Annotated in this window: 24 protein-coding genes, 1 tRNA gene and 1 riboswitch; of the genes, 10 read left to right on the plus strand and 15 right to left on the minus strand. The window is 49.7% G+C overall.

Annotation, left to right across the window (positions count from 1 at the left end; translation table 11 throughout):
• The first annotated feature begins 133 nt into the window (after window positions 1–133).
• Window positions 134–499, plus strand: coding sequence for a GntR family transcriptional regulator (locus tag VFS25_RS04790; RefSeq protein WP_326460982.1), 366 nt, complete (start codon window positions 134–136; stop codon window positions 497–499).
• Between the two features lie 4 nt (window positions 500–503).
• A complete protein-coding gene (locus VFS25_RS04795; protein WP_326460983.1) occupies window positions 504–1379 on the plus strand; it encodes a slipin family protein in 876 nt (291 codons plus the stop codon).
• Window positions 1380–1475: 96 nt separating this feature from the next.
• Here VFS25_RS04795 and VFS25_RS04800 read toward each other — a convergent pair.
• Window positions 1476–1547, minus strand: a tRNA-Arg gene (locus VFS25_RS04800).
• 85 nt (window positions 1548–1632) lie between these two features.
• Window positions 1633–2202, minus strand: coding sequence for a MarC family protein (locus VFS25_RS04805; RefSeq protein ID WP_326460984.1), 570 nt, complete (start codon window positions 2200–2202; stop codon window positions 1633–1635).
• 133 nt (window positions 2203–2335) lie between these two features.
• Here VFS25_RS04805 and VFS25_RS04810 point away from each other — a divergent pair, with 133 nt between their 5' ends.
• The 3 genes from VFS25_RS04810 (at window position 2336) to VFS25_RS04820 (ending at window position 4961) form a co-directional block, all read left to right on the plus strand.
• Complete coding sequence (locus VFS25_RS04810) at window positions 2336–2920, plus strand: XRE family transcriptional regulator (protein ID WP_326460985.1); 585 nt, start codon at window positions 2336–2338, stop codon at window positions 2918–2920.
• Window positions 2921–3057: 137 nt separating this feature from the next.
• Window positions 3058–3627, plus strand: a complete 570-nt coding sequence (locus VFS25_RS04815) for a phosphonate degradation HD-domain oxygenase (RefSeq protein WP_326460986.1) — start codon at window positions 3058–3060, stop codon at window positions 3625–3627.
• Between the two features lie 23 nt (window positions 3628–3650).
• The gene (locus tag VFS25_RS04820) at window positions 3651–4961 is read left to right on the plus strand and encodes a DUF5690 family protein (RefSeq protein ID WP_326460987.1); all 1311 of its coding nucleotides are present in this window, start codon (window positions 3651–3653) and stop codon (window positions 4959–4961) included.
• Here the strand turns inward: VFS25_RS04820 and cobC are convergent.
• The 7 genes from cobC to VFS25_RS04855 all read right to left on the minus strand — a co-directional run bounded on the left by cobC (window position 4944) and on the right by VFS25_RS04855 (window position 11828).
• Window positions 4944–5501 (minus strand): alpha-ribazole phosphatase family protein, encoded by a 558-nt coding sequence (cobC, locus tag VFS25_RS04825; protein WP_326460988.1) that lies wholly within the window; start codon window positions 5499–5501, stop codon window positions 4944–4946. The genes VFS25_RS04820 and cobC overlap by 18 nt on opposite strands.
• On the minus strand, window positions 5486–6259 hold the full coding sequence (gene cobS / locus VFS25_RS04830; protein ID WP_326460989.1) for an adenosylcobinamide-GDP ribazoletransferase: 774 nt from the start codon (window positions 6257–6259) through the stop codon (window positions 5486–5488). Before cobS ends, cobC begins: the two co-directional genes overlap by 16 nt.
• Window positions 6260–6289: 30 nt before the next feature.
• The gene (gene cobT, locus VFS25_RS04835; protein ID WP_326460990.1) at window positions 6290–7327 is read right to left on the minus strand and encodes a nicotinate-nucleotide--dimethylbenzimidazole phosphoribosyltransferase; all 1038 of its coding nucleotides are present in this window, start codon (window positions 7325–7327) and stop codon (window positions 6290–6292) included.
• A gap of 29 nt (window positions 7328–7356) precedes the next feature.
• Complete coding sequence (locus tag VFS25_RS04840) at window positions 7357–7863, minus strand: bifunctional adenosylcobinamide kinase/adenosylcobinamide-phosphate guanylyltransferase (protein ID WP_326460991.1); 507 nt, start codon at window positions 7861–7863, stop codon at window positions 7357–7359.
• A gap of 132 nt (window positions 7864–7995) precedes the next feature.
• Entirely contained in the window at window positions 7996–8619 is a 624-nt protein-coding gene (locus VFS25_RS04845; RefSeq protein ID WP_326460992.1) for a DUF6580 family putative transport protein, read from the minus strand.
• Between the two features lie 83 nt (window positions 8620–8702).
• Entirely contained in the window at window positions 8703–10640 is a 1938-nt protein-coding gene (locus VFS25_RS04850; protein WP_326460993.1) for a TonB-dependent receptor plug domain-containing protein, read from the minus strand.
• A gap of 123 nt (window positions 10641–10763) precedes the next feature.
• Window positions 10764–10967, minus strand: a riboswitch (cobalamin riboswitch).
• Between the two features lie 210 nt (window positions 10968–11177).
• Window positions 11178–11828 carry a hypothetical protein gene (locus tag VFS25_RS04855; protein WP_326460994.1) on the minus strand — a complete coding sequence of 217 codons (651 nt, stop codon included), beginning with the start codon at window positions 11826–11828 and terminating at the stop codon, window positions 11178–11180.
• 554 nt (window positions 11829–12382) lie between these two features.
• Between VFS25_RS04855 and VFS25_RS04860 the strand changes: the two genes are divergently transcribed.
• On the plus strand, window positions 12383–13063 hold the full coding sequence (locus VFS25_RS04860; RefSeq protein WP_326460995.1) for a FadR/GntR family transcriptional regulator: 681 nt from the start codon (window positions 12383–12385) through the stop codon (window positions 13061–13063).
• Between the two features lie 32 nt (window positions 13064–13095).
• A complete protein-coding gene (locus VFS25_RS04865) occupies window positions 13096–14328 on the plus strand; it encodes an MFS transporter (protein WP_326460996.1) in 1233 nt (410 codons plus the stop codon).
• Window position 14329: 1 nt separating this feature from the next.
• On the opposite strand, the gene VFS25_RS04870 is transcribed toward VFS25_RS04865, so the two are convergent.
• The 4 genes from VFS25_RS04870 to VFS25_RS04885 all read right to left on the minus strand — a co-directional run bounded on the left by VFS25_RS04870 (window position 14330) and on the right by VFS25_RS04885 (window position 18076).
• On the minus strand, window positions 14330–15802 hold the full coding sequence (locus VFS25_RS04870) for a sulfatase (RefSeq protein WP_326460997.1): 1473 nt from the start codon (window positions 15800–15802) through the stop codon (window positions 14330–14332).
• Window positions 15799–16335, minus strand: coding sequence for a DUF488 domain-containing protein (locus tag VFS25_RS04875; RefSeq protein WP_326460998.1), 537 nt, complete (start codon window positions 16333–16335; stop codon window positions 15799–15801). The genes VFS25_RS04870 and VFS25_RS04875 overlap by 4 nt, the downstream gene beginning before the upstream one ends.
• Before the next feature lie 317 nt (window positions 16336–16652).
• Window positions 16653–17564: a bestrophin family protein gene (locus tag VFS25_RS04880; protein WP_326460999.1), complete on the minus strand. Its 912-nt coding sequence runs from the start codon at window positions 17562–17564 to the stop codon at window positions 16653–16655.
• Between the two features lie 26 nt (window positions 17565–17590).
• Window positions 17591–18076, minus strand: a complete 486-nt coding sequence (locus tag VFS25_RS04885; protein ID WP_326461000.1) for a hypothetical protein — start codon at window positions 18074–18076, stop codon at window positions 17591–17593.
• A gap of 245 nt (window positions 18077–18321) precedes the next feature.
• On the opposite strand from VFS25_RS04885, the gene VFS25_RS04890 reads away from it, so the two are divergent.
• Window positions 18322–19587 carry an ABC transporter permease gene (locus VFS25_RS04890; protein ID WP_326461001.1) on the plus strand — a complete coding sequence of 422 codons (1266 nt, stop codon included), beginning with the start codon at window positions 18322–18324 and terminating at the stop codon, window positions 19585–19587.
• A 1-nt stretch (window position 19588) separates the two neighbouring features.
• On the opposite strand, the gene VFS25_RS04895 is transcribed toward VFS25_RS04890, so the two are convergent.
• On the minus strand, window positions 19589–20956 hold the full coding sequence (locus VFS25_RS04895; protein WP_326461002.1) for a HAMP domain-containing sensor histidine kinase: 1368 nt from the start codon (window positions 20954–20956) through the stop codon (window positions 19589–19591).
• Window positions 20940–21632 carry a response regulator transcription factor gene (locus VFS25_RS04900; protein WP_326461003.1) on the minus strand — a complete coding sequence of 231 codons (693 nt, stop codon included), beginning with the start codon at window positions 21630–21632 and terminating at the stop codon, window positions 20940–20942. The genes VFS25_RS04895 and VFS25_RS04900 overlap by 17 nt, the downstream gene beginning before the upstream one ends.
• 291 nt (window positions 21633–21923) lie before the next feature.
• Between VFS25_RS04900 and VFS25_RS04905 the strand changes: the two genes are divergently transcribed.
• Together VFS25_RS04905 and VFS25_RS04910 are read left to right on the plus strand one after the other, a co-directional pair.
• Window positions 21924–22466, plus strand: a complete 543-nt coding sequence (locus tag VFS25_RS04905; RefSeq protein WP_326461004.1) for a YceI family protein — start codon at window positions 21924–21926, stop codon at window positions 22464–22466.
• Between the two features lie 192 nt (window positions 22467–22658).
• On the plus strand, window positions 22659–22964 hold the full coding sequence (locus VFS25_RS04910) for a hypothetical protein (RefSeq protein WP_326461005.1): 306 nt from the start codon (window positions 22659–22661) through the stop codon (window positions 22962–22964).
• The last annotated feature ends 35 nt before the right edge of the window (window positions 22965–22999 follow it).

The raw sequence follows: 22999 nt of genomic DNA on the forward strand, positions 1-22999 counted from the left end.
TGTTTTTTAATACAGCAGTCATTCTTGCCCCATGCACCCCTGTGTTCGCAAATAAAGCCGTTCCAGACAGAATTTTGGAAATCCGGAATAACTTGTATATTTGTACTATAAGTATAGTACAATAAGACATAGTATGATTGATTTTAAATTAGACCCTAAAACAGGTACTCCGTTTTATCGACAAATTATCGATCAGATCAAATTTGGTATTGCAGCAGGAAACCTAAAAGCAGGGGAGCAGCTGCCGACGGTTCGTGCATTGGCGGTGGAACTAAAAGTAAACCTGAATACAATTGCCAAGGCGTACAAAGAGCTGGAAATTCAGCGTGTTTTAGAAACGCAGCAGGGAACCGGTACATTCATAAGCGAGATAAAAATTAAAATCTCCGATAAAGAGAGAAATAGCAAGTTAAAGGATATCTGCAACGAGTTTGCTGCTATTGCCTTCAGCTATGGCTTTTCAACAGATGATATCATTAAACAACTTAAAAAACAATAGTATAATGAAAACAAAAAAGAATTTAAAGTTAGGTCTTAACCCTATTGCGGCAGTAGTCTTTTTTGTGTTGACTGGCGTTTCCGTCGGGCTTTATTACTTAGTGCACATGAATGGTTTAATCCTGGTTTTATCGCTGATCGTTTCTTTGTTCCTTGCCAACTCAATACATATAGCAGACCAGTGGGAAAAGGCAGTTATCCTGAGAATGGGTAAGTATACAGGTTTAAAAGGACCTGGTATATTTTTTATTATCCCCATAGTTGATAAAATAGATAACTATATCGACCAGCGGGTGAGGGTCACTGAATTTAAAGCAGAACAAACGTTAACTAAAGATACTGTGCCGGTAAATGTTGATGCTGTAGTGTACTGGACTGTCTGGGATGTTGAAAAAGCTGCGCTGGAAGTGCAGGACTATGAGGTGGCTATTGCATACATTGCACAAACAGGGCTACGGGATATGATAGGAAAACATGAATTAGCGGAACTGCTGCAGGAAAGAGATAAGGTGGCGGAAGTGCTGCAAAAGATATTGGATGAGCATACCAATCCATGGGGTATCACTTGTCAGAGCGTAGGGGTAAAAGACATTATTATTCCGCAAATACTAGCTGATGCGATGAGCAAGGAAGCGCAGGCAGAAAGGGAGCGCCGGGCAAGGGTAATCCTGGGTACCGCTGAAACAGAAATTGCAGAAAAATTTGCGAAAGCAAGTGAACAGTATATTAATAACCCGGTTGCCCTTCACCTGCGGGCTATGAATATGTTATTTGAAGGGTTAAAAGAGAAAGGGTCTATGGTAATTGTGCCAAGTTCGGCGCTGGATTCAATGAATTTAGGGGCCACGGGCGGTTTAATGTCTTTCGCAAAAGAAAAATGAACGGCAGCAGTATGTTAACTCACGGCAGGAAACGGTACCCCAAAATAAAAAAGCCTTACAAATCATTGATTTATAAGGCATCTTCTCTTTGTCGTGTAGCCTCGACAGGAATCGAACCTGTATCTGGAGCTTCGGAAACTCTTATACTATCCATTGTACTACGAGGCCAAATCCTTTCCGCATATAAAGGTCGGAAAAGGAAGGCAAAACTAAGGTTTTTAAGGCTGAATTACAAAATGCCCTGCTGTTATTTCTACAGGTTTACATTGCTTTTGAATATCTTAACCGCAATAGCCAGCAGAATAACCCCGAAAAATTTACGTACTACCATCAGCCCGGCCTTGCCCAGTATGCGTTCTATCCAGCTCAGGGAGCGCAGCACCACGTAAATAATAACCAGGTTCAGCACAATGCCGGCCAGGATGTTGTACTCCCCGAAGTTGGCTTTCAGCGACATGATAGTGGTAAGCGTACCGGAACCGGCTATCAGCGGAAATGCAATAGGCACCACGCTGCCGGTTTTGTTGTCGGCCTCTGTGCTTTTAAAGAACTCAATGCCCAGGATCATTTCCAGCCCTATCACAAAAATCACAATAGAACCTGCTACCGCAAAAGAGTGCACGTCAACGCTCATCAGCTTCAGGAACGGTTCGCCCACCAGTAAAAAGCCCACCATCAGGAAACCGGAGGCCACTGTAGCCTTTCCGGAGTCGATCTGGCCCAGCTTTTCTTTCAGTGAAATAAGCACCGGTATGGAGCCTACAATATCTATAACGGCAAAAAGGGTAAAGGCAATCGTCAAGATCTGGTCTAAGCTGAACATTGGCTTCACATATTTATACAAATATAATTTATTATAGGAATGGTTATAAGCTTGTTAAAAAGTTTGCTTATTGGCTGGCGTTTCACTTTCTTTGCCAGGTTGCCCACCCTATTTCATGATAATCAAGTAATATATGACTGAAGACATAATTATCCAGATCAGTAACAAGATCAAGGAAAAAAGGAAAGCAAAGGGAATTACCATACAGGAGCTGGCCGACAAGGCTGCCGTGAGCAAAGGACTGATTTCACAGATAGAAAATAACCGTACCGTACCCTCCCTGCTGGTGCTCATTAATATTATCCGTTCCCTGAACCTTGACATGAACGAATTCTTTAACGAAATAGGTGCGCCCCAGCAAAACAGCCGTGTGATTATTAAACAGCAGGCCGACTACCAGCTGTTTGAAAAAGAAGCGGCCCGGGGCTTCCTGTACAAACGCGTGCTCACCAAAAATGTAAAGAACTACCCCGTAGATATAGTGATCCTGGAGCTGAAGAAAGGAGCCCGCCGCAGCCAGATGGTAAAGACCGATGCCTACGAATACAAGTACATTTTACAGGGCACGGTGGAATACCAGATAGAAAATGAAAAGCATATCCTGCAGGAGGGCGACTCCCTCTTTTTCGATGGCCGCCTGGGACACCGGCCTGCCAATGTTGGCGAAGGAGATGCTAAAATACTGGTAGTATACTTTTTCCAGGGCAGTGAAAATTAAAGTAGCTATTAACATAAAGATAGCGGGCATTTTTTGAGAATTTCAACCAGGAAGGTTTACCTTAACTGGCACAGAACAGCATACCGGCTTTCGGCATAGAATATAATGCCGTGATGCAGCTCATAAAATGATTGCATATGTTATTACAGGAAGCACAGCAAACCGTTGATGCCGTATTTGCCCTATACGAGAAATACGGACGGGCTGATTACATCGGGGAACCGGTGTCGCAGCTGGAACATATGTGCCAGGCCGCACAGCTGGCGGAACAGGAAGGCTGCAGTGAAGAGGTGATACTGGCCGCATTCTTCCATGATATTGGCCACCTGTGCGAAATGGAGGATAAAGCTTCGATGGGTGGCTACGGTGTGCAGGACCATGAAAAATGGGGTGGCATTTATTTACAACAGCATGGTTTTTCTGAAACCCTTATCCGGCTGGTAGGCTCGCATGTAGCGGCCAAACGTTACCTTACCTTTAAATACCCCGAATATTATGCGCAGCTGTCAGACGCCAGTAAGCAAACCCTGGCCTTCCAGGGCGGTCCCATGACCGCAACGGAAGCTGCTGCTTTTGAAGCTGACCCGCTGTTTGCCGATATGGTGCGCCTGCGTACCTGGGACGACCAGGCCAAAGCTACCGGACAGCCGCTGCCGGACCTGCAGCGTTACCGGCAAATGGCCCTGCAACATTTAATAGCCCGGTAACATAACTGTTGTAATTTATACCAATGCTGATAAACCTGCACTGTATACAACGCCGGCTCAAACGCACGGACCAGTTTACGTTTTCGCTATACGCCGCACTGGTATCTTTTGGTACTTACTCCTGCATGTACGCCTTCCGGAAGCCTTTTGCTGTGGCCTTGTTTGAGGGGGTACAGTTCTGGGGAATGGATTATAAGGTATGGCTGGTGATTGCGCAAACCCTCGGGTATGCGGCCAGTAAGTTTTACGGCATTCGCTTTATTGCAGAAATGCAAAGCAGCAGGCGGGCCCCCAGCATCCTGGTGCTGATACTTTCTTCCTGGCTGGCGTTACTGCTGTTTGCAGTAGTGCCGGCGCCTTTTAATATTATTTTCCTGTTCCTGAACGGTTTTCCGTTAGGCATGATCTGGGGGCTGGTGTTTGGCTACCTGGAGGGACGGCGCAGCACAGAGTTCATGGGCGCAGTGCTGTCTATCAGCTTTATTTTTTCATCGGGGTTTGTAAAGTCGGCAGGTAAAATGGTGATAGTAGACTGGGGCGTTGCTGAAAAATGGATGCCCTTTGTAACAGGACTGCTGTTTATGCTGCCCCTGCTTATTTTCGTGGCGCTGCTGGAGCAGATACCGCCGCCTACCGCCACAGATGAAGCGTTGCGTACCCGCCGGGAGCCAATGAACAAACAGCAGCGCAGGCAGCAGCTGTTACAGTTTTTGCCTGGTTTGGCGCTGTGCATTACCAGCTATGTAATACTTACGATGCTGCGCGATATGCGCGATAATTTTGCCGCCGACATCTGGCAGGAGCTGGGCATGGGCCGGGAACCGGCCATTTTTACCCAAACAGAAGTACCGGTGTCGCTGGCGGTGCTGGGCATTATGAGCATGCTGGTATTTGTGAAAGATAACTACCGCGCATTCATGCTCAACTACCTGATAGTAATTGCAGGTTTTTTGCTGGCCGCTGCCAGCTCCCTGCTGTTTATGCAGCATTATATAAGCCCTGTTGTTTGGATGACGCTTGGCGGCCTAGGCTTATATATGGGCTATATTCCCTTTAACTGCATTTTTTTTGAAAGGATGATCGCCACCTTTAAATATGTAAGCAATGTGGGCTTCCTGATTTATGTGGCCGACTCATTCGGATATGTAGGCAGCGTAAGCATATTGCTGGTAAAGAACTTCAGCAACTGGCATATTTCCTGGCAGCAGTTTTTTATGCATGCCGTATGGGTACTGTCTTTAGCCGGCGTGGTAATGATGATAGGCTCTTACTGGTACTTTAAAAGAAAATACCGCAATATGCGCGCTTCTTCTTCCTCATTCGTTCACTCCTGACAATGTTATTTTACCACCAGTAACCTGCAGGCGGGCAATACGGCCGTACTCAACCCGCAGCTCAAAAGAATTTTCCAGTGGCGTACCGGTAACATAGGCCAGCAGCGAACGGATTACGCCGCTATGGGTAACCAGGGCGGCGTCCCGGTTGCGGGCAATTACTTCATTGAAAACCTGCAGGCTGCGCTTATAAAGATCTTCATAGCTTTCACCGCCGGGTACGCGGGCATATACATAATTGTCCATCCAGGCCTGCAGGGCATCCGGGCCCAGGTCGTCCCAGCGTTTCATTTCCCAGTCGCCGAAGTTTAGCTCTTTCAGGCGGTCATCTTTAATAACATTATCCCCAAATAGAAAATGTGCCAGCTTGCTGCAGCGTTGTAACGGACTGGCATATACGACAAATGGTTTTCCGGGTAACAATTGCTTAATACGGGTAGCTTCTTCCGTAAAGGTATCTGCCACATCCAGGTTAGCAAAGCCGTAGCAGGTGCCTCTTTCAATAGCCGGTGTAGTATGCCGGATCAGGTATATTTCCATTCCACAAAGCAAAAGCACAAATATACAACTGTTTCCGATAGTTGCTGTACGGCGCCCAGGCAGTCGCCGGTATAGCCGCCTATCCATTTGCGCATCAGGCGCGCCATATAAGCGCGGGCCAGCCAAACCGCGGGCAGGGTTAGCAGCCATAAATACCGGTGCAGCATAAAGGTTGCCAGCAGCAGCGGCAGCAGGCCAAAACATGCGGCCATCAATAGCTCCGGGGCAGTAATGCCTTGGGATATGGGTTTGGCTTTGCTGTTTTCATTTTCCCTTACATAAGACTGGGTATAAATAATAGTAACTGCGGTAAAGCGGCTCAGCGCATGGGCAGTTACAACGGCAATGGCTGCCAGGGTGGGAGTAAGGCTATACAAACAGTAAAATTTCAGCAGCATTAACAGCAGCAGTCCTAACATGCCGTAGGCGCCAATGCGGCTGTCTTTCATAATCAGCAGTATCTTTTCTTTGGTCCAGCCGCCGCCGAAGCCGTCGCACATATCTGCGAAACCGTCTTCATGAAAAGCGCCCGTCATCCAAATGCCGGTAACCAGGCCCAGTATAATGCTTACGGGCCAGGGCGCAATAAAGTGCAGGCCATACATCACCAGGGCTGTGCTGCTGCCCACCAGCCAGCCAATAAACGGGAGATAGCGCGTAGCGCGGCTTAGCCGGTCAAGGCCATGCGGTATATTGCCTACCGGTATACGGGTGTAGAACATGAGCGCAGTACGCAGTAAATACCATTGTTCCCGCATGAGATGTGCTTTTTTGTTTTAGGTCTTATATCAGCTGGTTTTGTCAGATACCCGGGCTGTTTCAAAGCTGGCCATATTTTCCATGAAGGCAACGGCGCATTGTATAACCGGCATGGCCATGGCAGCGCCGGTACCTTCGCCCAGGCGCATATCCAGGTGCAGCAAAGGGGTTGCCTGCAGGTGCTGCAGCATAGCCTGGTGGCCTTTTTCATGAGAGCAGTGCGCAAAAATGCAATAGTCAATAACCGCAGGTTGTAAACGGTGAGCGGCCAGCAGGGCGGCGGTTACAATAAAACCGTCTATTACCACAATCATATTCAGGGCAGCGGCCTGCAAAATAGCGCCGCAAAGCATGGCTATTTCAAAACCGCCATAGGTGGCCAGCGCCTGTTCCGCATCATCCGGCGCGCCATGCCGGTTTAGTGCCTCCTGCAGCAGTAGTGTTTTTTGCATGATCTGCTGCGGAGTACCGCCGGTGCCTGCACCCACGCAATCTGTAACGGGCAAACCGGTAAAGCAGCTCATTAGCAGGGCGGCGGCAGCGCTGTTGCCAATGCCCATTTCACCAAAGCCAATGGTGTTACAGCCCTGTGCATTAATATGCCGTATTATTTCCGCGCCTTTTTCCATGGCCAGGGCACATTGCTGCCGGCTCATGGCCGGTTCATGCAGGTAGTTGCAGGTGCCGTAAGCGATTTTGCAATCATTCAGCATAGGATGCGGTGCAAAGGAGTGGTTAACGCCTGCATCTGCAATCACCAGTGATAGCTGCAGCTGCCGGCACAGGGCATTAATGGCTGCGCCGCCGTTCAGGAAATTATACACCATTTGCGCTGTAACGGCCTGGGGGTAAGGGTTTACACGCCCCTCTGCCGCAATGCCATGATCGCCGGCAAATACGGCAATAGTAGGCTGACTGATTACCGGCGACAATGTTTGCTGTATCAGCCCTGCCTGCAGGGCTATTTGTTCCAGCCTGCCTAATGAGCCGGGCGGCTTGGTTTTCTGGTCTATTTTATCCTGCAATGCGGCGGTTAGCATGCGGGAAAGCGGTGTAATCTCTATCATGTGTAAAGCCGTATATGAACAGGTGCGGATCATTTAACCGGTACCGGTATGCCGGACACCATGAGGATCACTTTTTGCGCGTGGCCGGCAATGTACTGGTTGGCCCAACCCTGCAGGTCGGTAAATTTGCGGCCCGTTTCCGTTGCTGCATGTACTCCCATGCCTATTTCGTTGGTTACAATGATCAATGTAGTATTCTTTTTTTGTAACAGCAGCTGTATTTCATGCTGCAGGCTTTGCAGACAGGCGTCAACCTGCTGCTGGTGCTGCATAAAAAAGTTGGTAAGCCATAAGGTTACACAGTCCACCACGGCCACGCGCCCTTCCAGCGGCAGGGCGCTAACCTGCAGCTGCTCTTCAAAGCTGGTCCATGCGGGGCCCCGGTCCTGCCGGTGCCGGCGCACCCGCTGCTCAAAGTCAGCGTCCCACACTTTGGCAGTGGCCACATATACCGGGTTAGGCGTTAATGATAACGCCAGCTCCTGGGCATAACGGCTTTTACCTGAGCGCGCACCGCCGGTGATCAAGTACAACATGGTTAATTACGAATTATTCAATTAGGAATTACGAATTAGCAGGTGTTCTTTCGCAGGCGGTGTTAAACGGAAAACGCAATGCCTGCAAAGAAACACTTACTCATTCGTAATTATTCATAATCATAATTACTTTCAATGACATTCATGTCCCGTTTTGCGGAATCGTAATTGATAATTCGTAATTGCCTTCTGCGTCAGCTCAAAGCCACCGAACAAAATAGCGCCGTATGCCAGGTTGCCGAAGAACATTGCTTTCATGTATGGTACAGCCATGGCATAGCATTTCAGCAGTCCGGCCATATCTTTCGTATAGGGGCTGCCGGTAGCAGGATCTGTACAGCCACCCAGCCATACACCAAAATCAGTAATCAGCCAGTGCGCTACTGCGGCGGCAACAGACGCCATCACCAGGTTGGGCATATTCACCCTTTTTATGATCAGCTGCCCCGCCAGCACCATAGCGGCAAACCCCAGGTAGGTCCATGCCCAGCCCTGGTACATCAGCCCGCCCTGTGAAAACGCAGGATAAAATACCTGCTGTATAATAACGTCGCTAATAAAGAGCGCCAGCAGCGGGAATATGTAGGATTTCCATTTACTGGTAAAATAAGCGCCGCCGAACAATGCCATGGCGCCTATGGGTGTAATGTTGGAAAAGGGCGTTATTTTTCCCTCACCCAATATCCTTAAAATACAGGCTGCCGCTATAAACAGCAGTAATACGGCGAAACGGGGATTGAGATTTTTAACAGGCATAATCCGGTTTTTTACATAATGTGCCGGCGTACAGGCGTGGTCATACTTACTGCCGGTGCGCCGGCCATTGGTTCATGGATAAATTAGTTGATATTAAATACAAGTCCGGTCGTAAAGTTAAACTTCCTGGCATTATATCCTCTCACATCAAAGTATTGCTGACCGGTGATATTCCTGAAATCGGCATACACCTTCAGCACATTGCCCAGCTTATACTCCGCGTACGCGCCCAGGGTATAATAATCGCCCAGTATATAAGGGGGCGCCATGTAGGCCGGATCAAGGCGGCGGCTAACATAGCGGTATTGTGCACTTACGTATACTTCCGGCGTTACCTGGTAGCCCAGCTCCATGTTCAGCACGTGCCTGGGCCTGCGGTACAGGTTATAGTAGCTGGTGTCCTGCTCTTTAATTTTACCATTTACATAGGTGTAGTTCACACGCAGGTTAAGGCCGCCGGTAATACGCCAGGAGGTTTCTGCTTCACCGCCATATGCATCCTGCTTGCTGGCGTTCCGGTACTGGCCATACGGCGGATCGTTAAGGCTGTAAAAGCTGATAAGGTTTTTGGTTTGCCGGTAAAAGCCTACTACCCGCACATTTATGTTGCTGTTGTATAGCGCGCCCTGGTAACCGGCTTCGTAGCTGATGGTTGATTCGGGCTTCAGGTTTTTATTGCCATACGCGGCGTACAGCTGGTACAGGGTAGGCACCTTGTAGGCCGAAGAAAAGTTAATGAATAGCTTATGCCGGTTGTTAACCAGGTAAGAGGGGTTTACGGAAAAAGTACCGTTGCTGCCGTAAATATTATGGTTATTATAACGGCCGCCTGCTTCCAGGTTAAAGCCACCCATATTATGCAGCAGCAGGGAAGCGTAATAGCTGAACTGCCGCATGTGTGCACTGTCGCCCGACAGCCGCGACGAGTCTTTATAAAATTCGCTGATAAATCGCGTGCTTTGATCCGTACCGGAGGTACGGAAATCGGCGCCGGTGATTAGCTGCAGCTGTTTGGTAAAATCCCAGCTTACATAGGTTTCTGCCTGGTGGGTGTTGGAGCTGAAATCGTTGACGGAGTAGCCTGCATTAGGTACAAACAGGGTATCATCCAGCAGGTTGCGTTTATTCTGCTGGTAGCTGTACACCAGGTTCCAGCTGCCTTTGCCCAGGTTCAGGCGACTGCTTACAGCGTGCAGCATGTACTTGTTGTGCATGGTATAATCACGGTCGTCGGCAAAACCGCCGGCATCCAGGCCGGTGTGGTAATCACTCCAGTTCAGCATGTATTGCAGGCGCCAGCGTTCTGTAGCCTGCAGGCCAACCTTGGCAAACACACTGTTACGTTTAAAGCCATCATTGTCAAAACCGCCTTTACCGGTGCTGTCATAGGCTGCAGAAAACCCGTTGGATTTGGTATGCTGGTAACCAGCAATGTAAGAGAGCCTGCCAATGCCGCCATTCAGGCCTGCACCGCCCTGCCAGGTTTTATAGCTGCCGTAGGAGCCGTTGGCGCTGATGCCAAGCTTATTATCTCCTGGTTTTTTTGTGATGATGTTAATAACGCCGGCCACTGCATCGGACCCGTAAAGGGTTGACTGGCTGCCGCGTAATATCTCAATCCGCTCTATCTGGCTAACAGGAATAAAATTAAGGTCAAAGGCATTGGAGATCTGTGAGGCATCGCTAACAGGTATGTTATCAATTAAAATAAGCGTGTTGCCGGTACTGGCGCCGCGCGTATATACGTCCTGGTTAGTGCCCGGTGCATTTTCTGCGCCGTTAACAACCAGGCCGGCCTGGCTGTTGAGGATAGCCGTAAGGGTTTTACCGCTGTTCTTTTGCAGGTATTGTGAGGTAATCACCGTTACCACCTTACCGGTTTCCCCGGCCTTTTGCGTAACGCGGTTAGCAGTAACCACTACCTGGTTCAGCTGGTTAATGTGTGAAGAGTCCTGGGCATGAGCGGTAACGCCGCCCCCCAGGATGATAGCCGGAAGCAATACGTAAAATTTCCTGCGCATAAAGATGGTCTGTAACGTTTAAAAATGATACAATATGCGCGCTGCGGGAAATATGAAAAAGGAAAGAATACAGGCACCTGGTGGAGGTGCATACATTCCCGGCTTTTCACCCGAAAGCGCCGAATGATGATAATACACCTGGCAGGTCTTCTGACTTTCCTGCTTTCCGGGCCGCCTTCCCATTCCTGGAGCGGAACAGTGGCCTTTTTTACCCTGGAAATAATTGCCGATGCAGGATTACAGCTACGGGGATAGTTCCGGATTTACACCGGATTCCCATTTTAATCACCGGTTATTAGCCGGCGAACCAAATGCAGCGCAAACGTACAAAAAAAAATGTGCAGATATGCAAATGTTCAAATGTGCAGATGAAAGAAAGGGGATAAATGTGCGGATATGGAGATGCGGATGTAGAGATGGAAGGACTGTGACGTATGGATATGCGGGCAGGAAAGTTATAAAATGAAAATGTGCAAATGGCGGCATTCATTCCTGCTCCATTTGCACATCTGCACATTTGCATATCTGCACATCGGATCATCCCGGCATGCGGGAAATATATTTGTCCATCTCTTTTATCTGGTTCACAATCTGCGCGGTGGTAGGCTTCTGGGCCTTGGCGCGGCGGAAGAAATCCTTGGCGGATTTAAAATCGCGGCGGCTCATGGCTATGGAAGCAAGGGTTAACAGGGCCGCGGCGCTGTTCTCTTTATCGGGTAAACCCATTCTAACGGCCTTCTTCAGGTTCTGATCTGCTGTTTTCAGGTCGTTTTTCTGGTAGGCAATGGTGCCCAGCTGGAAATACTGCATGCCCTCATACTCTTTCATCGGGCTTCCGGTTTTAATGCTCTGGCGTATGTTGGCTTCTGCCTTGTCCAGGTCCTGGTCGTACATGGCCAGGTTACTTTGCATAAAATAATATACCGAGCGGATGGGCTTATACAGCAGCTTGGGGAAAGCAATTTTATTCATCAGGGCCATGGCGTGCTCCACATTACCCGCTTCAACGGCTTCCTGCACCAGGCGCATGGGGCCAAACAGGAAATGCGTTACCAGGCATATTACCGCCAGTACCAGTACAATGGTGGCTTCCCACCAGCCAACGGAAAAACCAAGGGCTAATCCGCCTATTAATAACACAATCCCAATGGGTAAACGGTAGAGAATAAAAAAGTTAAGTGCTTTCATCCGGTGTTAATGAGGGTGCAAAGATAAGCGAAAAAAGCACCATAGTCAACGAACGGGGCGGAATGCTTTTATCAGCCCGGTTTAATGCAGCACTCCGGTAAATATCAGGGAAAAGGCAGGGCCACCAAAGCCCTGCAGGAATGCCAACAGGCAGTGCGCTCCCATAAATATCAGGTAAAAAAACAGGGTTGGCTATAATACAAGCACCTGTTTCAACCCCGCTATGAACCTTTCTCCTGTGCGATGTACAACATCTTTGAATGCAAAACGGCCATTCAACCGCTATAAACCCGGTTATCGGTGCAAAAAGAACAGGTTTTGTTACAACAATGGCGTAAAGGACACCCTGCTGTGGCTATTTACACAGCCTGTGGCGTGTGTAAATGTTACGGTGTAAGTAGTGTCTACCTTCGGTCTTACATCCGGTGTTTTTGTTTTGGTAAGGTTGTCTGCAACCCCCGTTCTGCCGCTTTATCCTCCCCCAAATTATCATGCAAAAAAACCGCTTGCATGCGCCCACAATGTTATTTACTTTTGAAACATCATATCATCTGATGATTAGAGAAACGAGAATAAACCGGCATAGCCTGGCCGATGAAGTAGCGCAACGCCTGCAGCAGCAAATATCCCTGGGCCAGTATAAGCCCGATGATAAGCTGCCCACAGAACCGGCGCTTATGCAGGAGTTTGGCGTAGGCCGCTCTACTATCCGTGAAGCTGTACGCATATTGGTAAACGCGGGCGTGGTAAGAGTGCGGCAGGGCCTGGGCACCTTTGTGGAAGCTGCCCGCGGTATTTCGGAACCGCTTTCGCAACGCCTGAAACGTGCAGTATTCAACGACCTGAATGAGGTACGGCAGCTGCTGGAGATGAAAATTGCCCAAAAGGCAGCGCTGCACCGCACAGTAGCAGATATTGAAAAAATGCAGCACTTGCTGCAGCTGCGGGATGAGCAGGCCAAAGCCAATAATGTGGCAGGCACCATACAGGCTGATATTGACTTTCACAAAAGCATAGCAGCTGCCGCCAGCAACGGCATACTGGCCGACCTGTACACTACTGTGGCACAGCATATGAAAGACCATTTCATTACCGTGCACAAAACAACCCGGGCCTTCCTGGACTCACAGGAGCTGCACCAGGAACTTTTGCGGAGCATTATTAACAAGCAGCCCGAACATGCCTGGGAGCTGGTAAAGCGTATAACCGCGCATTCAACTAACCTGGATCACTGATACACTATATTATATTTCTAACAACTACATTTATGGAAGCGGAAGTTAAAGACACAACACCTGCCCTGTCAGAACCGGCGCAAACAGCCGCAGAAAAAACGGTATACTCCATATTGCTGGCCCTCAGCTTTTCCCATTTGCTGAACGATACCATTCAATCGCTGATACCGGCCATTTACCCCCTGGTAAAGGACTCCCTGAAGATCAATTTTACGCAGGTAGGACTTATTACCCTTACCTTCCAGATGACAGCTTCTGTACTGCAGCCGCTGGTAGGTATTTATACAGATAAGCATCCGCAACCTTACTCCCTGGCCATTGGCATGGGCTTTACATTAACCGGGCTGATATGCCTGTCCATGGCTAACAGCTTTTTACTGGTGCTGCTGTCGGTAGGCCTGGTTGGTATGGGGTCTGCCGTGTTTCATCCCGAGTCGTCCAGGCTGGCATATATGGCTTCCGGCGGCCAGCATGGCATGGCGCAATCGCTGTTTCAGCTGGGCGGCAATGCAGGCAGCTCTCTGGGGCCTTTGCTGGCGGCCCTCATTATTGTGCCATACGGGCAGTTTAACGTGATCTGGTTTTCACTGGCCGCCCTGCTGGCTATTGCGGTTATGCTGAACATTGCCGCATGGTATAAGCGGAACAGGAGCCGCGTAAGGGCAAAACGCAAGGCAGCCGGCAATACGGCCGTGCAGCTGCCCCGCGGCCGGGTAGCGGGGGCTCTGGCAGTACTGCTGGTGCTCATTTTCTCCAAATATTTTTACATGGCCAGCATGACCAACTACTATACTTTTTACCTGATCGATAAGTTTCACATATCCGTGCAAAGCGCACAGGTGTACCTGTTCATTTTCCTGTTTGCCCTGGCTGCGGGCACCTTCATTGGCGGGCCGGTAGGCGACCGTATTGGCCGTAAATACGTGATCTGGATCTCCATCCTGGGCGTGGCGCCCTTTACATTGTTGCTGCCGCACGTGGGCCTTTTCTGGACCGCTGTGCTAAGTGTATTCATTGGCGTTATACTGTCATCTGCGTTCTCCGCCATACTGGTATATGCGCAGGAGCTGGTGCCTGGGAAAGTAGGCATGATAGCCGGCTTGTTTTTTGGCCTGGCCTTTGGCATGGCGGGCATTGGATCGGCGGTGCTGGGGCGCCTGGCAGACCATACCAGCATTAACCACGTATTTCACCTGTGCGCCTGGCTACCCTTAATAGGCCTGCTTACCTGGCTGCTGCCCGATGTGGAGCATAAGCGCAGGTAAGCTATTGCCGGGCATTGCTAACCCTGGCAGGGGGGCGGCGCCCGGTGCCCTGCCGGCCGGTAAGCCCATCGCCTAAGTCCTGGCGGTACTTATCGGCCAGCGCTTCCAGCTCTTTCACCACTTCGGGGAAGTGTGCTTTTACATCCAGTGTTTCACCGGGGTCGCGGCGCATATCATACAGCGCCTCCGGCACATCTACATTGGGCTCGGGACCGGGAAAGCCATCGTAGCCCGGCGGGTGTAGCTTGTAGGTACGGGAGCGGTGCGGCAGCACCAGCTTCCACGGGCCTTTGCGGACGGCCTCCAGGTTATTTACGCCATAGTACACCGCCAGCTCATTGCGCGGGTTGGCATCTGGTGCGTTGAATAAAAGGGTTTGAATGTTTACACCGTCAATTTTTTTCCTGGGCAGCTTTGCGCCACAAAAACCGGCAATGGTAGGCAGCAGGTCAATAGTAGCGGCCATTCTATTGCATACGGTGCCGGCAGGTATTTGCCCCGGCCACCGCATAATGCAGGGTACGCGTATGCCGCCTTCGAAAGAAGTGGCTTTGCCTTCCCGCAGGCCCCCTGTGTTGCCGGCATGGTTGCCGTATGAAAGCCAGGGGCCGTTATCGCTGGTGAAAATAACCAGCGTGTTTTTGCTCAACCCTGTTTCGTCCAGTGTTTTCATGATTTGCCCTACAGACCAGTCTACCTCCATGATCATATCTCCAAACAGGCCGTCGTGGCTTTTGCCCGCGTATTTGGATGATACCGCAATAGGTACATGCACCATGCTGTGCGCGAGGTAAAGGAAAAAGGGCTGGTTCCTGTTTTTCCTGATAAAGCGGCACGCCCTTTCCGTATACAGCGTGGTTAGCTGCGCCTGGTCGTCCAGCGACTTAATGATCTTTATCGTTTTATTGCCTTCAATAAGCGGCAGGGGCGGATATTTTGCTTTTGCGCGGCCAATGGTATCGGTGTCTTTATAAGGCACGCCATCATAATGCACCGGCCACATATCGTTGGAGTAGGGCAGGCCCAGGTATTCATCAAACCCCTGCTGCAGCGGCAAAAAGGGCTGTTTGCTGCCCAGGTGCCATTTACCCACCATGCCAGTGCGGTAGCCCTGCTGCTTTAAAACTTCTGCAATGGTTTGCTCGCTGGTGTCCAGCGCTATGGGACTGTTGGGCGCCAGGGCTCCGTGTATGCCTACCCGGTTGGAATAGCAGCCGGTCATCAGCGCGGCCCTGGAGGCCGAGCAAATGGGCTGCGCCACATAAAAATAGGTGAAGCGCATGCCCTGGGCAGCCAGCCGGTTAATATTGGGCGTGTGCCAGGGCGTGCCGGCATAGCATTCCAGGTCGCCGTAGCCCATGTCGTCCATAAAAATGATGACCACATTAGGTTTGTTAACCGGCGGCTGTTTTTTAAAGCTGAAACAAATGGCGGCTATGGCAGCCAGTACCAGCGGAGCAATAAATTTTTTCATCGGGTTTTTCTTTTATGACGTGTGCGGCTGTTAAAATATAAAACATTATCTGCTTCCGGTAATATTGCCGCCTGTGTTTGCAGCTGCCCATGCTCGTCAATGTGCAGCAGCGCTACGCCTTCGCTTATCAGCGCCTGGCCTATCAGCCGGCTGCGGTGGCAGCAGCGCGGATCACTTTCACTGCACATGATGGCCAGCAGCAGCTTTTGGGCATATGCCTTTTTCAAACGCGCTATGCCCTGCTGAAAAAAAGGGGTTGCGCTTACCAGGTCATAGTTCACCCGCCCGCCGGCGTCATACAGGGCCGGATCAGCTGGCCGCCCTCCCAGCATGTCACCCATGTAAACATAGCGGATGTTATGCGCCGCCAGCGCTGCCTGTAAAGCAGGCTGGTTGTACTGGGGGTTAAAACGGGAAAAGGGGGTGGAACGCACATCTGCCAGGTATTGAATACCCGGCGCCCGCAACAGGGAAATAAAATCGGCTACTGGCCTGCGACCGTGGCCAATGGTATATATAGGCGGCTGTTCCATAAATTAAAATTACTAAAAAAATTAGCAAAATAATAAATCATACGGTAAACACCGGTAGGGCCAGGCCGGTGGGTACACAAAGCTACCAACGCCTGCAGCAGCAAAATGGAGGTGCTGGTGAAACAGCGTTCCCGGAGTAAGCGGGCGTTATGCTACATATATGAAACAGCCGGTAACAGGTAACCGCATCGTTTATGTTCCACAAACAAACCACTGCTTAACGTAGTATTGCCAACAGCATAAGCCCCCGGCACCAAAAAGCGCCACCTGCCCGCTGGCAGGTGACGCCTGTTTTTGAATTGATCCGTATCGCCAGTCTATAATATGTAAAACCGTTCTGCCGGCTGGGTTTCAGGCAGCTGCCAGTCCTGCAGTATCTGTTTCAGGTCGCGTTCAATGTTGCGCGAGATGGTGGTTACCGGTGTATCGGTAGGTTTATTTTCAAACGGGTCCTGCAGGTGAATAGCCATTTTTTCTATGAGCAGAAAAGAGGCGGCAATCGCTATCACCAGCGGTACCTGCATAATGCCAAAAAATTCCATTAACCCGAAAGGCAGCAGCACAATAAACAGGTTCAGGGTAAGATGAATATACAGGCTGTAGGTAGCGGGAAAAATGGTGTTCTTGATCCGCTCGCATTTGCCCATGGAGTCGCACAGCCGGGTGAGGGTGCGGTCCAACTCTACCTGCTGGTAGCGGTTAATCCATCCCTGTTTCAAGGCATAGTCCAGGTCGCGGGCATGCAGCTCCAGCAGCGCTACCGGTTTATTGTCGTACCGGCTGATGTAGTCAACCTCCCGCTGGGGAATAAGCCGGTCAAGCCCCTGCAGGGAATTGAGCTTGCGCAGCGATTGTCCCAGTGAATAGCACCAGGCGATCTGCCGCTTTACAAAACGGTCGCGGAAGCTCAGCACCTCATGCGGCGTTTCTACTTCAAAAGCAGTGAAGGTAAGCAGCTGCCGGGTAAGCGTGCGGGAGTCGTTTACGATAGCGCCCCAAACAATGCGCGCCTCCCACCAGCGCTCATAGGCCTGGTTGGAGCGGAAGCCCAGCAGCAGGGAAAGTACGGTGCCCAGTATGGCCGGTATGGCAATGGGAATGGAAATGTGCGATGCATGAAAATTATGGTATACTACTGCAACGGCAATTGCGTAGGCCGAGATCCATATCAGCTCGTACTTTATTTTCCCGAATACGTAAGCAAAGGGTATGTTTTTTTTTAATAGCATAACGTCACGTTTTAATGGTCACGGTTTTACCTGGCAGTAGTAGCAGGGCGAAGTATCTTTATCCGCAGGTTTTCTTCCTGGCTGCCGGTGTTCAGCGGCAGCAGGGCGCAGCCTGATTTTTTGATAATGTTCAGCGGGTCAATGCTGTTCCTGTTCACCTTTACAAAGCGGTAATGCTCATCACAGGCAATCAGCGAAATGCCGTTGCCATGCAGGAAATTTTTGAAAACCGCCAGCGTGCTGCCGTAAAAGCATTCCACCCGTATGCCGTTAATACGCGCGGGGTACTGCTTTTGCAGCTGCGCCATCATGTTCCGGTATTCGGTGCTGATGCGCTCATAGTCCTTCATGCGGCGGGAAAGCAGCATCAGCTCCTGTATGTTGTCCGACATTTTGAAAAAATGCACCAGCAGTATATTCATAGGCGCATGCAACTGTACATGGTTAACAGCGGCTTTTACCATATCCAGGGAGCGTATGCTGAAATCTGTAGGAATTAAAATATTTTTCATGCGCAATGTTTTTGTTGTTTTATTGATAATGCAAAACAACAACACGGAGGTTAGGAGGGTATAAGAGGCATATTAAAATTGAATGAGGATGAGATTAGAATGAAATTAGAAAGCCGGCGCAGCGGTGCATTAATGAACAACCCATGTTCAGAAACGGACATTCCGCATCAACAGAGCTATTGATTGTTAGCGGTTTAACTATCTGGTACATTCTTGGGGCCACCGTACTATAATCTTTTTCTGCCATGTTAAAGAACTATTTCAAAATTGCCTGGCGCAATGTGCGCAAGAACAAGCTGTATGCTATTCTTAACATTACAGGCCTGGCAGCCGGTATGGCCATTGCAATGCTTATAGGACTTTGGGTGGCCGATGAATGGCAGTTTAATAAGCAGTTTGATAACTACCGGCGTATTGGATGGGTATACCAGCATATACAAAACAACGGTGAAACAGGTACTGGCCTGAATATGCCCTTTCCTGTAACAGCCACCTTGCGGAAGGATTTTAGCAGCTATATTAAATACGCTGTTGTTTGCACCTGGGATCAAACGCATGTGCTGTCGCAGGGAGAGAGAAGGCTAACCGCCACCGGCATTTATAGTGAGCCGGACCTGCCCCGGATGTTAACCCTGAAAATGCGGGCTGGCGGCTCCCGGCTTACAGAACCTAATACCATTCTGCTATCGGAGTCCCAGGCCAAAGCCTGCTTTGGCAATGAGGACCCGCTTAATAAAACGTTGATGGTAGATAATAAAACAGCAGTGGTGGTTGCCGGCGTGTATAAGGATATGCCGGCCAATTCCTCTTTTTCCAGTGTAGGGTTTATACTGCCCTGGGCTTTGTATGCCCGGCAGCAGGAGCTGGATAAGAACGATAATCCCTGGCGCAGCAACTCGTACCGCGCGCTGGTGCAGATAGCGGAGCACACTACTATGCAGCAGGTATCTGCCCTTATAAAAGATGTAAAGCTGAAAAACATACATAAAGATGAGCTGAGCTTTCACCCGCAGCTGTTCCTGTTTCCTATGTCGCGCTGGCATTTATACGCGGAGTTTAAGAATGGCGTGAATGTGGGCGGTTTCATAAAATATGTATGGCTGTTCAGCATCAGCGGGGTATTTATATTGCTGCTGGCCTGCATCAATTTTATGAACCTGAGCACCGCCCGGTCAGGGAAGCGCGCCAGGGAAGTAGGCATCCGCAAGGTTATTGGCTCCCAACGCAGCCAGCTGATGTGCCAGTTCTTCAGCGAGTCCTTGCTTAGCCTGTGGCAGCTGCTGTCAAAAGATTTTATAATACTGGTGGTCATTGCCCTGGCTATTGCCTGCCCTGTGGCGTATTATGCAATGGCAATATGGCTGCAGCATTATGCTTATCATACTGCTGTTCCCTGGTGGGTGTTTCCCGCAGCAGGCATTGGCACCTTATGTATTACCCTGTTAACAGTAAGCTGGCAGGCCGTTAAGGCAGCTGTAATGAACCCCGTTAAAAGCCTGCGGTCCGAGTAGCTTAATCCGCCGCTACCGGCAGGTATATTTTTACTACAGTGCCCTGCTGTTCCCTGGCCTGTATATCAATGGAGCCCTTATGCAGGCGAATGATATTAAGTGTAAGCGGCAGGCCAATGCCGTGGCCTTCAAAGCTGCCGGTATTGGATGCGCGGAAAAAAGGCACAAACACCTGCGGCAGCTCTGCTTCGGGGATGCCTATACCCTGGTCTGTTACCGTTACGATCAGTATTTTTTTTGCGGCCTCCAGCTGCACGGTTACCGGCTGGTTGCTGGAGTATTTGCAGGCGTTCAGCACCACGTTGCTCAATGCCAGCCGCAGCAGGGGCAGGTTGCCCTGGGTGGTTAAGTGCGCTTCTTCTTCCGGCAGGTTATTAAAATCCAGGATTACTTTATTGTGCGGGTATATTTGATTGGCGGTAGCCTTTACGGTCCATAGCAGCTCATCCAGCCGTATGGGCTCCCAGGGCAGCTTTTTGCCGTCAAACCCCGTTTGGGCAAGGCTTAGCAGGCTGCTTACCAGCTGGTCAAGGCGGGCTGCTTCCTGTAAAATAACGGAAAAAGAAGCGGCCAGCTCCGGTGCGTTGCCGGCCTTTTGCATGGCTAGCTCCGCCTCTCCGGAAATAACAGTAAGCGGTGTTCTGAACTCGTGAGAGGCATTGCTGATAAAGTTATTCTGCGTTTCAAAAATAGTTTCCAGGCGGGCCAGCATATCGTTAAAGGTAATGGCCAGCTCCGCAATCTCATCCCTGCCATTGCCGGTGTTCAGCCGCAGGTGCAGGTTATTGGCCCTGATGCGTTGTACGTTGTGTATGATGTCCCGCACGGGCCGGAATATTTGCCGGCTGAATAGCTTACCAATAGTAAACACCAGCACCGTAAACACCAGGAAACCGATCAGCAGCACCTGCCGCAGGTTCTTCAGCTCCTCAGCGCCATATACATCCCGCGCAGCGGTAATGATCATAAAATCCGCGTTATCGCCGGGGTACAGGCCGGCATACAGCACGCTGTCTTTTAAAAAACGCGCGCTGCCCCTGGCAAATACATCTTCATAAAATGAGGCAGGCAGGAGCAGGGGCACTTTCCCTGTAAGCTTACCGGTAGCCGGCTGCAGCTGTAAAGTATAATCTTTTTCAAATGGCAGGTTTTCCAGCTGCTCTTCCTTCAGGCGGCGATAAATGTGGGTATGGGTCTTATTCTTGTCGAGCGTAGCCTGCGCCACTATTTTAGCGCGTACCTCCAGGCGGTGAAAAAAATTCTGCGCGTTGCTGCGGGCAGCTAAATAATAAATGAAAAGGTTCAGCAACAGCATAATAGCCGCCGTGATGGCGGTAAACAGGAAGGCTATTTTATTCTGTATTCTCATGTTGTTCGCGCATTACATATCCCATGCCTACTACGGTATGTATCAGCTTGGAGGAACCTTGTTTGTCAATTTTTTTACGCAGGTAGTTCACATACACATCCACCACGTTGGTGCCCAGGTTAAAATCAATATCCCATACATGCTCCAGTATTTCTATGCGGGAAAGCACGCGGCGCTGGTGTTTCATCAGGAACTCCAGCAGCCGGTATTCTGTGGCGGTAAGGTTAATGGGCTTATTGTTACGGCGTACGGTTTTTGAAACCGCGTCCAGCTCCAGGTCGGCAATCTGCAACAGGTTATCTGTGGTAATGCCGCCTTTTACCCGGCGGGTAAGGGTACGTACGCGTGCGCTCAGCTCCGCCAGCTTAAAGGGTTTTACAAGGTAATCATCCGCACCGCTATCCAGGCCGGTTACAATGTTTTCCGTGGTGCCCAGCGCCGTAAGCATAAGTATGGGCACCTGCTCATTCTGCCGGCGTATGTTACGGCATATCTCTACCCCGTTCATGCCCGGCAGCATAATGTCCAGGATAACCAGGTCAAAGTCATGATCATTGCTCATTTGTAAACCGGACCGGCCATCCATGGCTACGCTGATCTCATACCCGTTATCAGCCAGCGCCCGTTTTATGAGCGATACCACATTGGGCTCATCTTCCACTAATAATATCTTCATGCGGTTCCGTTTAGGAATGGAAAATAACAAATTCTGCACGTAACATATTGGTACTGTTATTGAAGCCGGAGGGCGGCGCGGCTGTAATACCGCGTGCTGCTGGTTGAACCGGTATTTTCTAATGAAATGTTAAATGTGTACTATATTATTACAGATGTTAAAAAAGTACACTATTTCCGGCAATTTGTCCACAGCTTTTAAAAGGCGCAACAATTATTTTTATAAAAAGAAAACGGAACGGGGACCAGATACGTATTCGTTAGGAACCTGGGATTAAAAACACTATATATTATGACAACCTGGAAAATCGATGCATCACACAGCGAAGTAGGATTTAAAGTAAAGCACCTGATGATCACCAATGTAAGCGGCCACTTTACCAACTTTGAAGGCACCTTACACACCAACAGCGAGGATTTTCACGATGCACACATTACATTTGAAGCAGACGTTAACAGTGTAACAACCAACAACCGTGAACGGGATGAGCATTTAAGAACCGCCGATTTTTTCGACAGCGTACAATTTCCCAAAATACACTTTGAATCTAGGCAGGTAATAAAGGTAAATGAAGATCATTACCGCCTTATTGGCAACCTTACCATCCGCAATCAAACGCACAGCATAGAGCTGGCCGTTACTTATTACGGCACCACACAGGATCCGTGGGGACAAACAAAAGCCGGTTTTGAGCTGAACGGCCGGCTGCACCGCTCAGACTATGGCCTTCGCTGGAGCGCTACCACAGAAGCCGGCGGCCTTATACTGGGAGATGAGGTAAAGCTGCACATGAACATACAGCTGGTGCGGGAAGTAGCCGTGAAGATCGCGTAACTGCTGACTTTATACTCAACTTTGGGAATACATCCTCAGCGCATCATGCGGGGGATAAGCGCTTTCGCACGCTTAAACAATTCACAATCAATTCAATGGTGCCTTGCCAAACACCAGCTATGAGGGTGGCACGTTTTTCCTGTTCTATAAAGTACTTACAAGCAATTTTCCCACTTTATAAAACACTGAACAATGAAAAACTTGATGCTCTCATTGATGGTCCTGGCACTGTCAGGTGTAGTAACCGTTAATGCCAACACTCACCAGCCTGCTGTTGTAAAAGCACAGCTGCAGGACGAAAAGAAAGAAGTTAAGGTAGAAGAACTGCCTGATGCAGTAAAGGCAACACTGGCTTCTGACGAGTACAAGGAATGGCAGGCACAAAAGGCCTATATGGTAAAACCCGGCACTGGCGCTGAGTATTACGAAATAGAGCTGAAGAAAGGTGAAGAAGCCAAAACCGTTAAGTTAGATAAGGACGGTAAAGTTGTTGCCTGATCCGGAAAGCCCTGGACATGCAGTAGAATACGAAT

This window comes from Chitinophaga sp. (genome assembly GCF_035761305.1).
Classification (GTDB): Bacteria; Bacteroidota; Bacteroidia; order Chitinophagales; family Chitinophagaceae; genus Chitinophaga.

What these genes read in the sequence shown, in the direction of transcription:
- VFS25_RS04870 (WP_326460997.1), bottom strand. Translation starts at nt 15,802, where the DNA reads ATGAAAAAATTTATTGCTCCGCTGGTACTGGCTGCCATAGCCGCCATT.
- VFS25_RS04890 (WP_326461001.1), top strand. Translation starts at nt 18,322, where the DNA reads ATGTTAAAGAACTATTTCAAAATTGCCTGGCGCAATGTGCGCAAGAAC.
- VFS25_RS04905 (WP_326461004.1), top strand. Translation starts at nt 21,924, where the DNA reads ATGACAACCTGGAAAATCGATGCATCACACAGCGAAGTAGGATTTAAA.
- VFS25_RS04895 (WP_326461002.1), bottom strand. Translation starts at nt 20,956, where the DNA reads ATGAGAATACAGAATAAAATAGCCTTCCTGTTTACCGCCATCACGGCG.
- cobC (WP_326460988.1), bottom strand. Translation starts at nt 5,501, where the DNA reads ATGGAAATATACCTGATCCGGCATACTACACCGGCTATTGAAAGAGGC.
- VFS25_RS04885 (WP_326461000.1), bottom strand. Translation starts at nt 18,076, where the DNA reads ATGAAAAATATTTTAATTCCTACAGATTTCAGCATACGCTCCCTGGAT.
- VFS25_RS04865 (WP_326460996.1), top strand. Translation starts at nt 13,096, where the DNA reads ATGGAAGCGGAAGTTAAAGACACAACACCTGCCCTGTCAGAACCGGCG.
- VFS25_RS04840 (WP_326460991.1), bottom strand. Translation starts at nt 7,863, where the DNA reads ATGTTGTACTTGATCACCGGCGGTGCGCGCTCAGGTAAAAGCCGTTAT.
- VFS25_RS04855 (WP_326460994.1), bottom strand. Translation starts at nt 11,828, where the DNA reads ATGAAAGCACTTAACTTTTTTATTCTCTACCGTTTACCCATTGGGATT.
- VFS25_RS04880 (WP_326460999.1), bottom strand. Translation starts at nt 17,564, where the DNA reads ATGCTATTAAAAAAAAACATACCCTTTGCTTACGTATTCGGGAAAATA.
- VFS25_RS04805 (WP_326460984.1), bottom strand. Translation starts at nt 2,202, where the DNA reads ATGTTCAGCTTAGACCAGATCTTGACGATTGCCTTTACCCTTTTTGCC.
- cobS (WP_326460989.1), bottom strand. Translation starts at nt 6,259, where the DNA reads ATGCGGGAACAATGGTATTTACTGCGTACTGCGCTCATGTTCTACACC.
- VFS25_RS04900 (WP_326461003.1), bottom strand. Translation starts at nt 21,632, where the DNA reads ATGAAGATATTATTAGTGGAAGATGAGCCCAATGTGGTATCGCTCATA.
- VFS25_RS04790 (WP_326460982.1), top strand. Translation starts at nt 134, where the DNA reads ATGATTGATTTTAAATTAGACCCTAAAACAGGTACTCCGTTTTATCGA.
- VFS25_RS04860 (WP_326460995.1), top strand. Translation starts at nt 12,383, where the DNA reads ATGATTAGAGAAACGAGAATAAACCGGCATAGCCTGGCCGATGAAGTA.
- VFS25_RS04910 (WP_326461005.1), top strand. Translation starts at nt 22,659, where the DNA reads ATGAAAAACTTGATGCTCTCATTGATGGTCCTGGCACTGTCAGGTGTA.
- VFS25_RS04810 (WP_326460985.1), top strand. Translation starts at nt 2,336, where the DNA reads ATGACTGAAGACATAATTATCCAGATCAGTAACAAGATCAAGGAAAAA.
- VFS25_RS04820 (WP_326460987.1), top strand. Translation starts at nt 3,651, where the DNA reads ATGCTGATAAACCTGCACTGTATACAACGCCGGCTCAAACGCACGGAC.
- VFS25_RS04875 (WP_326460998.1), bottom strand. Translation starts at nt 16,335, where the DNA reads ATGGAACAGCCGCCTATATATACCATTGGCCACGGTCGCAGGCCAGTA.
- VFS25_RS04795 (WP_326460983.1), top strand. Translation starts at nt 504, where the DNA reads ATGAAAACAAAAAAGAATTTAAAGTTAGGTCTTAACCCTATTGCGGCA.
- VFS25_RS04845 (WP_326460992.1), bottom strand. Translation starts at nt 8,619, where the DNA reads ATGCCTGTTAAAAATCTCAATCCCCGTTTCGCCGTATTACTGCTGTTT.
- cobT (WP_326460990.1), bottom strand. Translation starts at nt 7,327, where the DNA reads ATGATAGAGATTACACCGCTTTCCCGCATGCTAACCGCCGCATTGCAG.
- VFS25_RS04850 (WP_326460993.1), bottom strand. Translation starts at nt 10,640, where the DNA reads ATGCGCAGGAAATTTTACGTATTGCTTCCGGCTATCATCCTGGGGGGC.
- VFS25_RS04815 (WP_326460986.1), top strand. Translation starts at nt 3,058, where the DNA reads ATGTTATTACAGGAAGCACAGCAAACCGTTGATGCCGTATTTGCCCTA.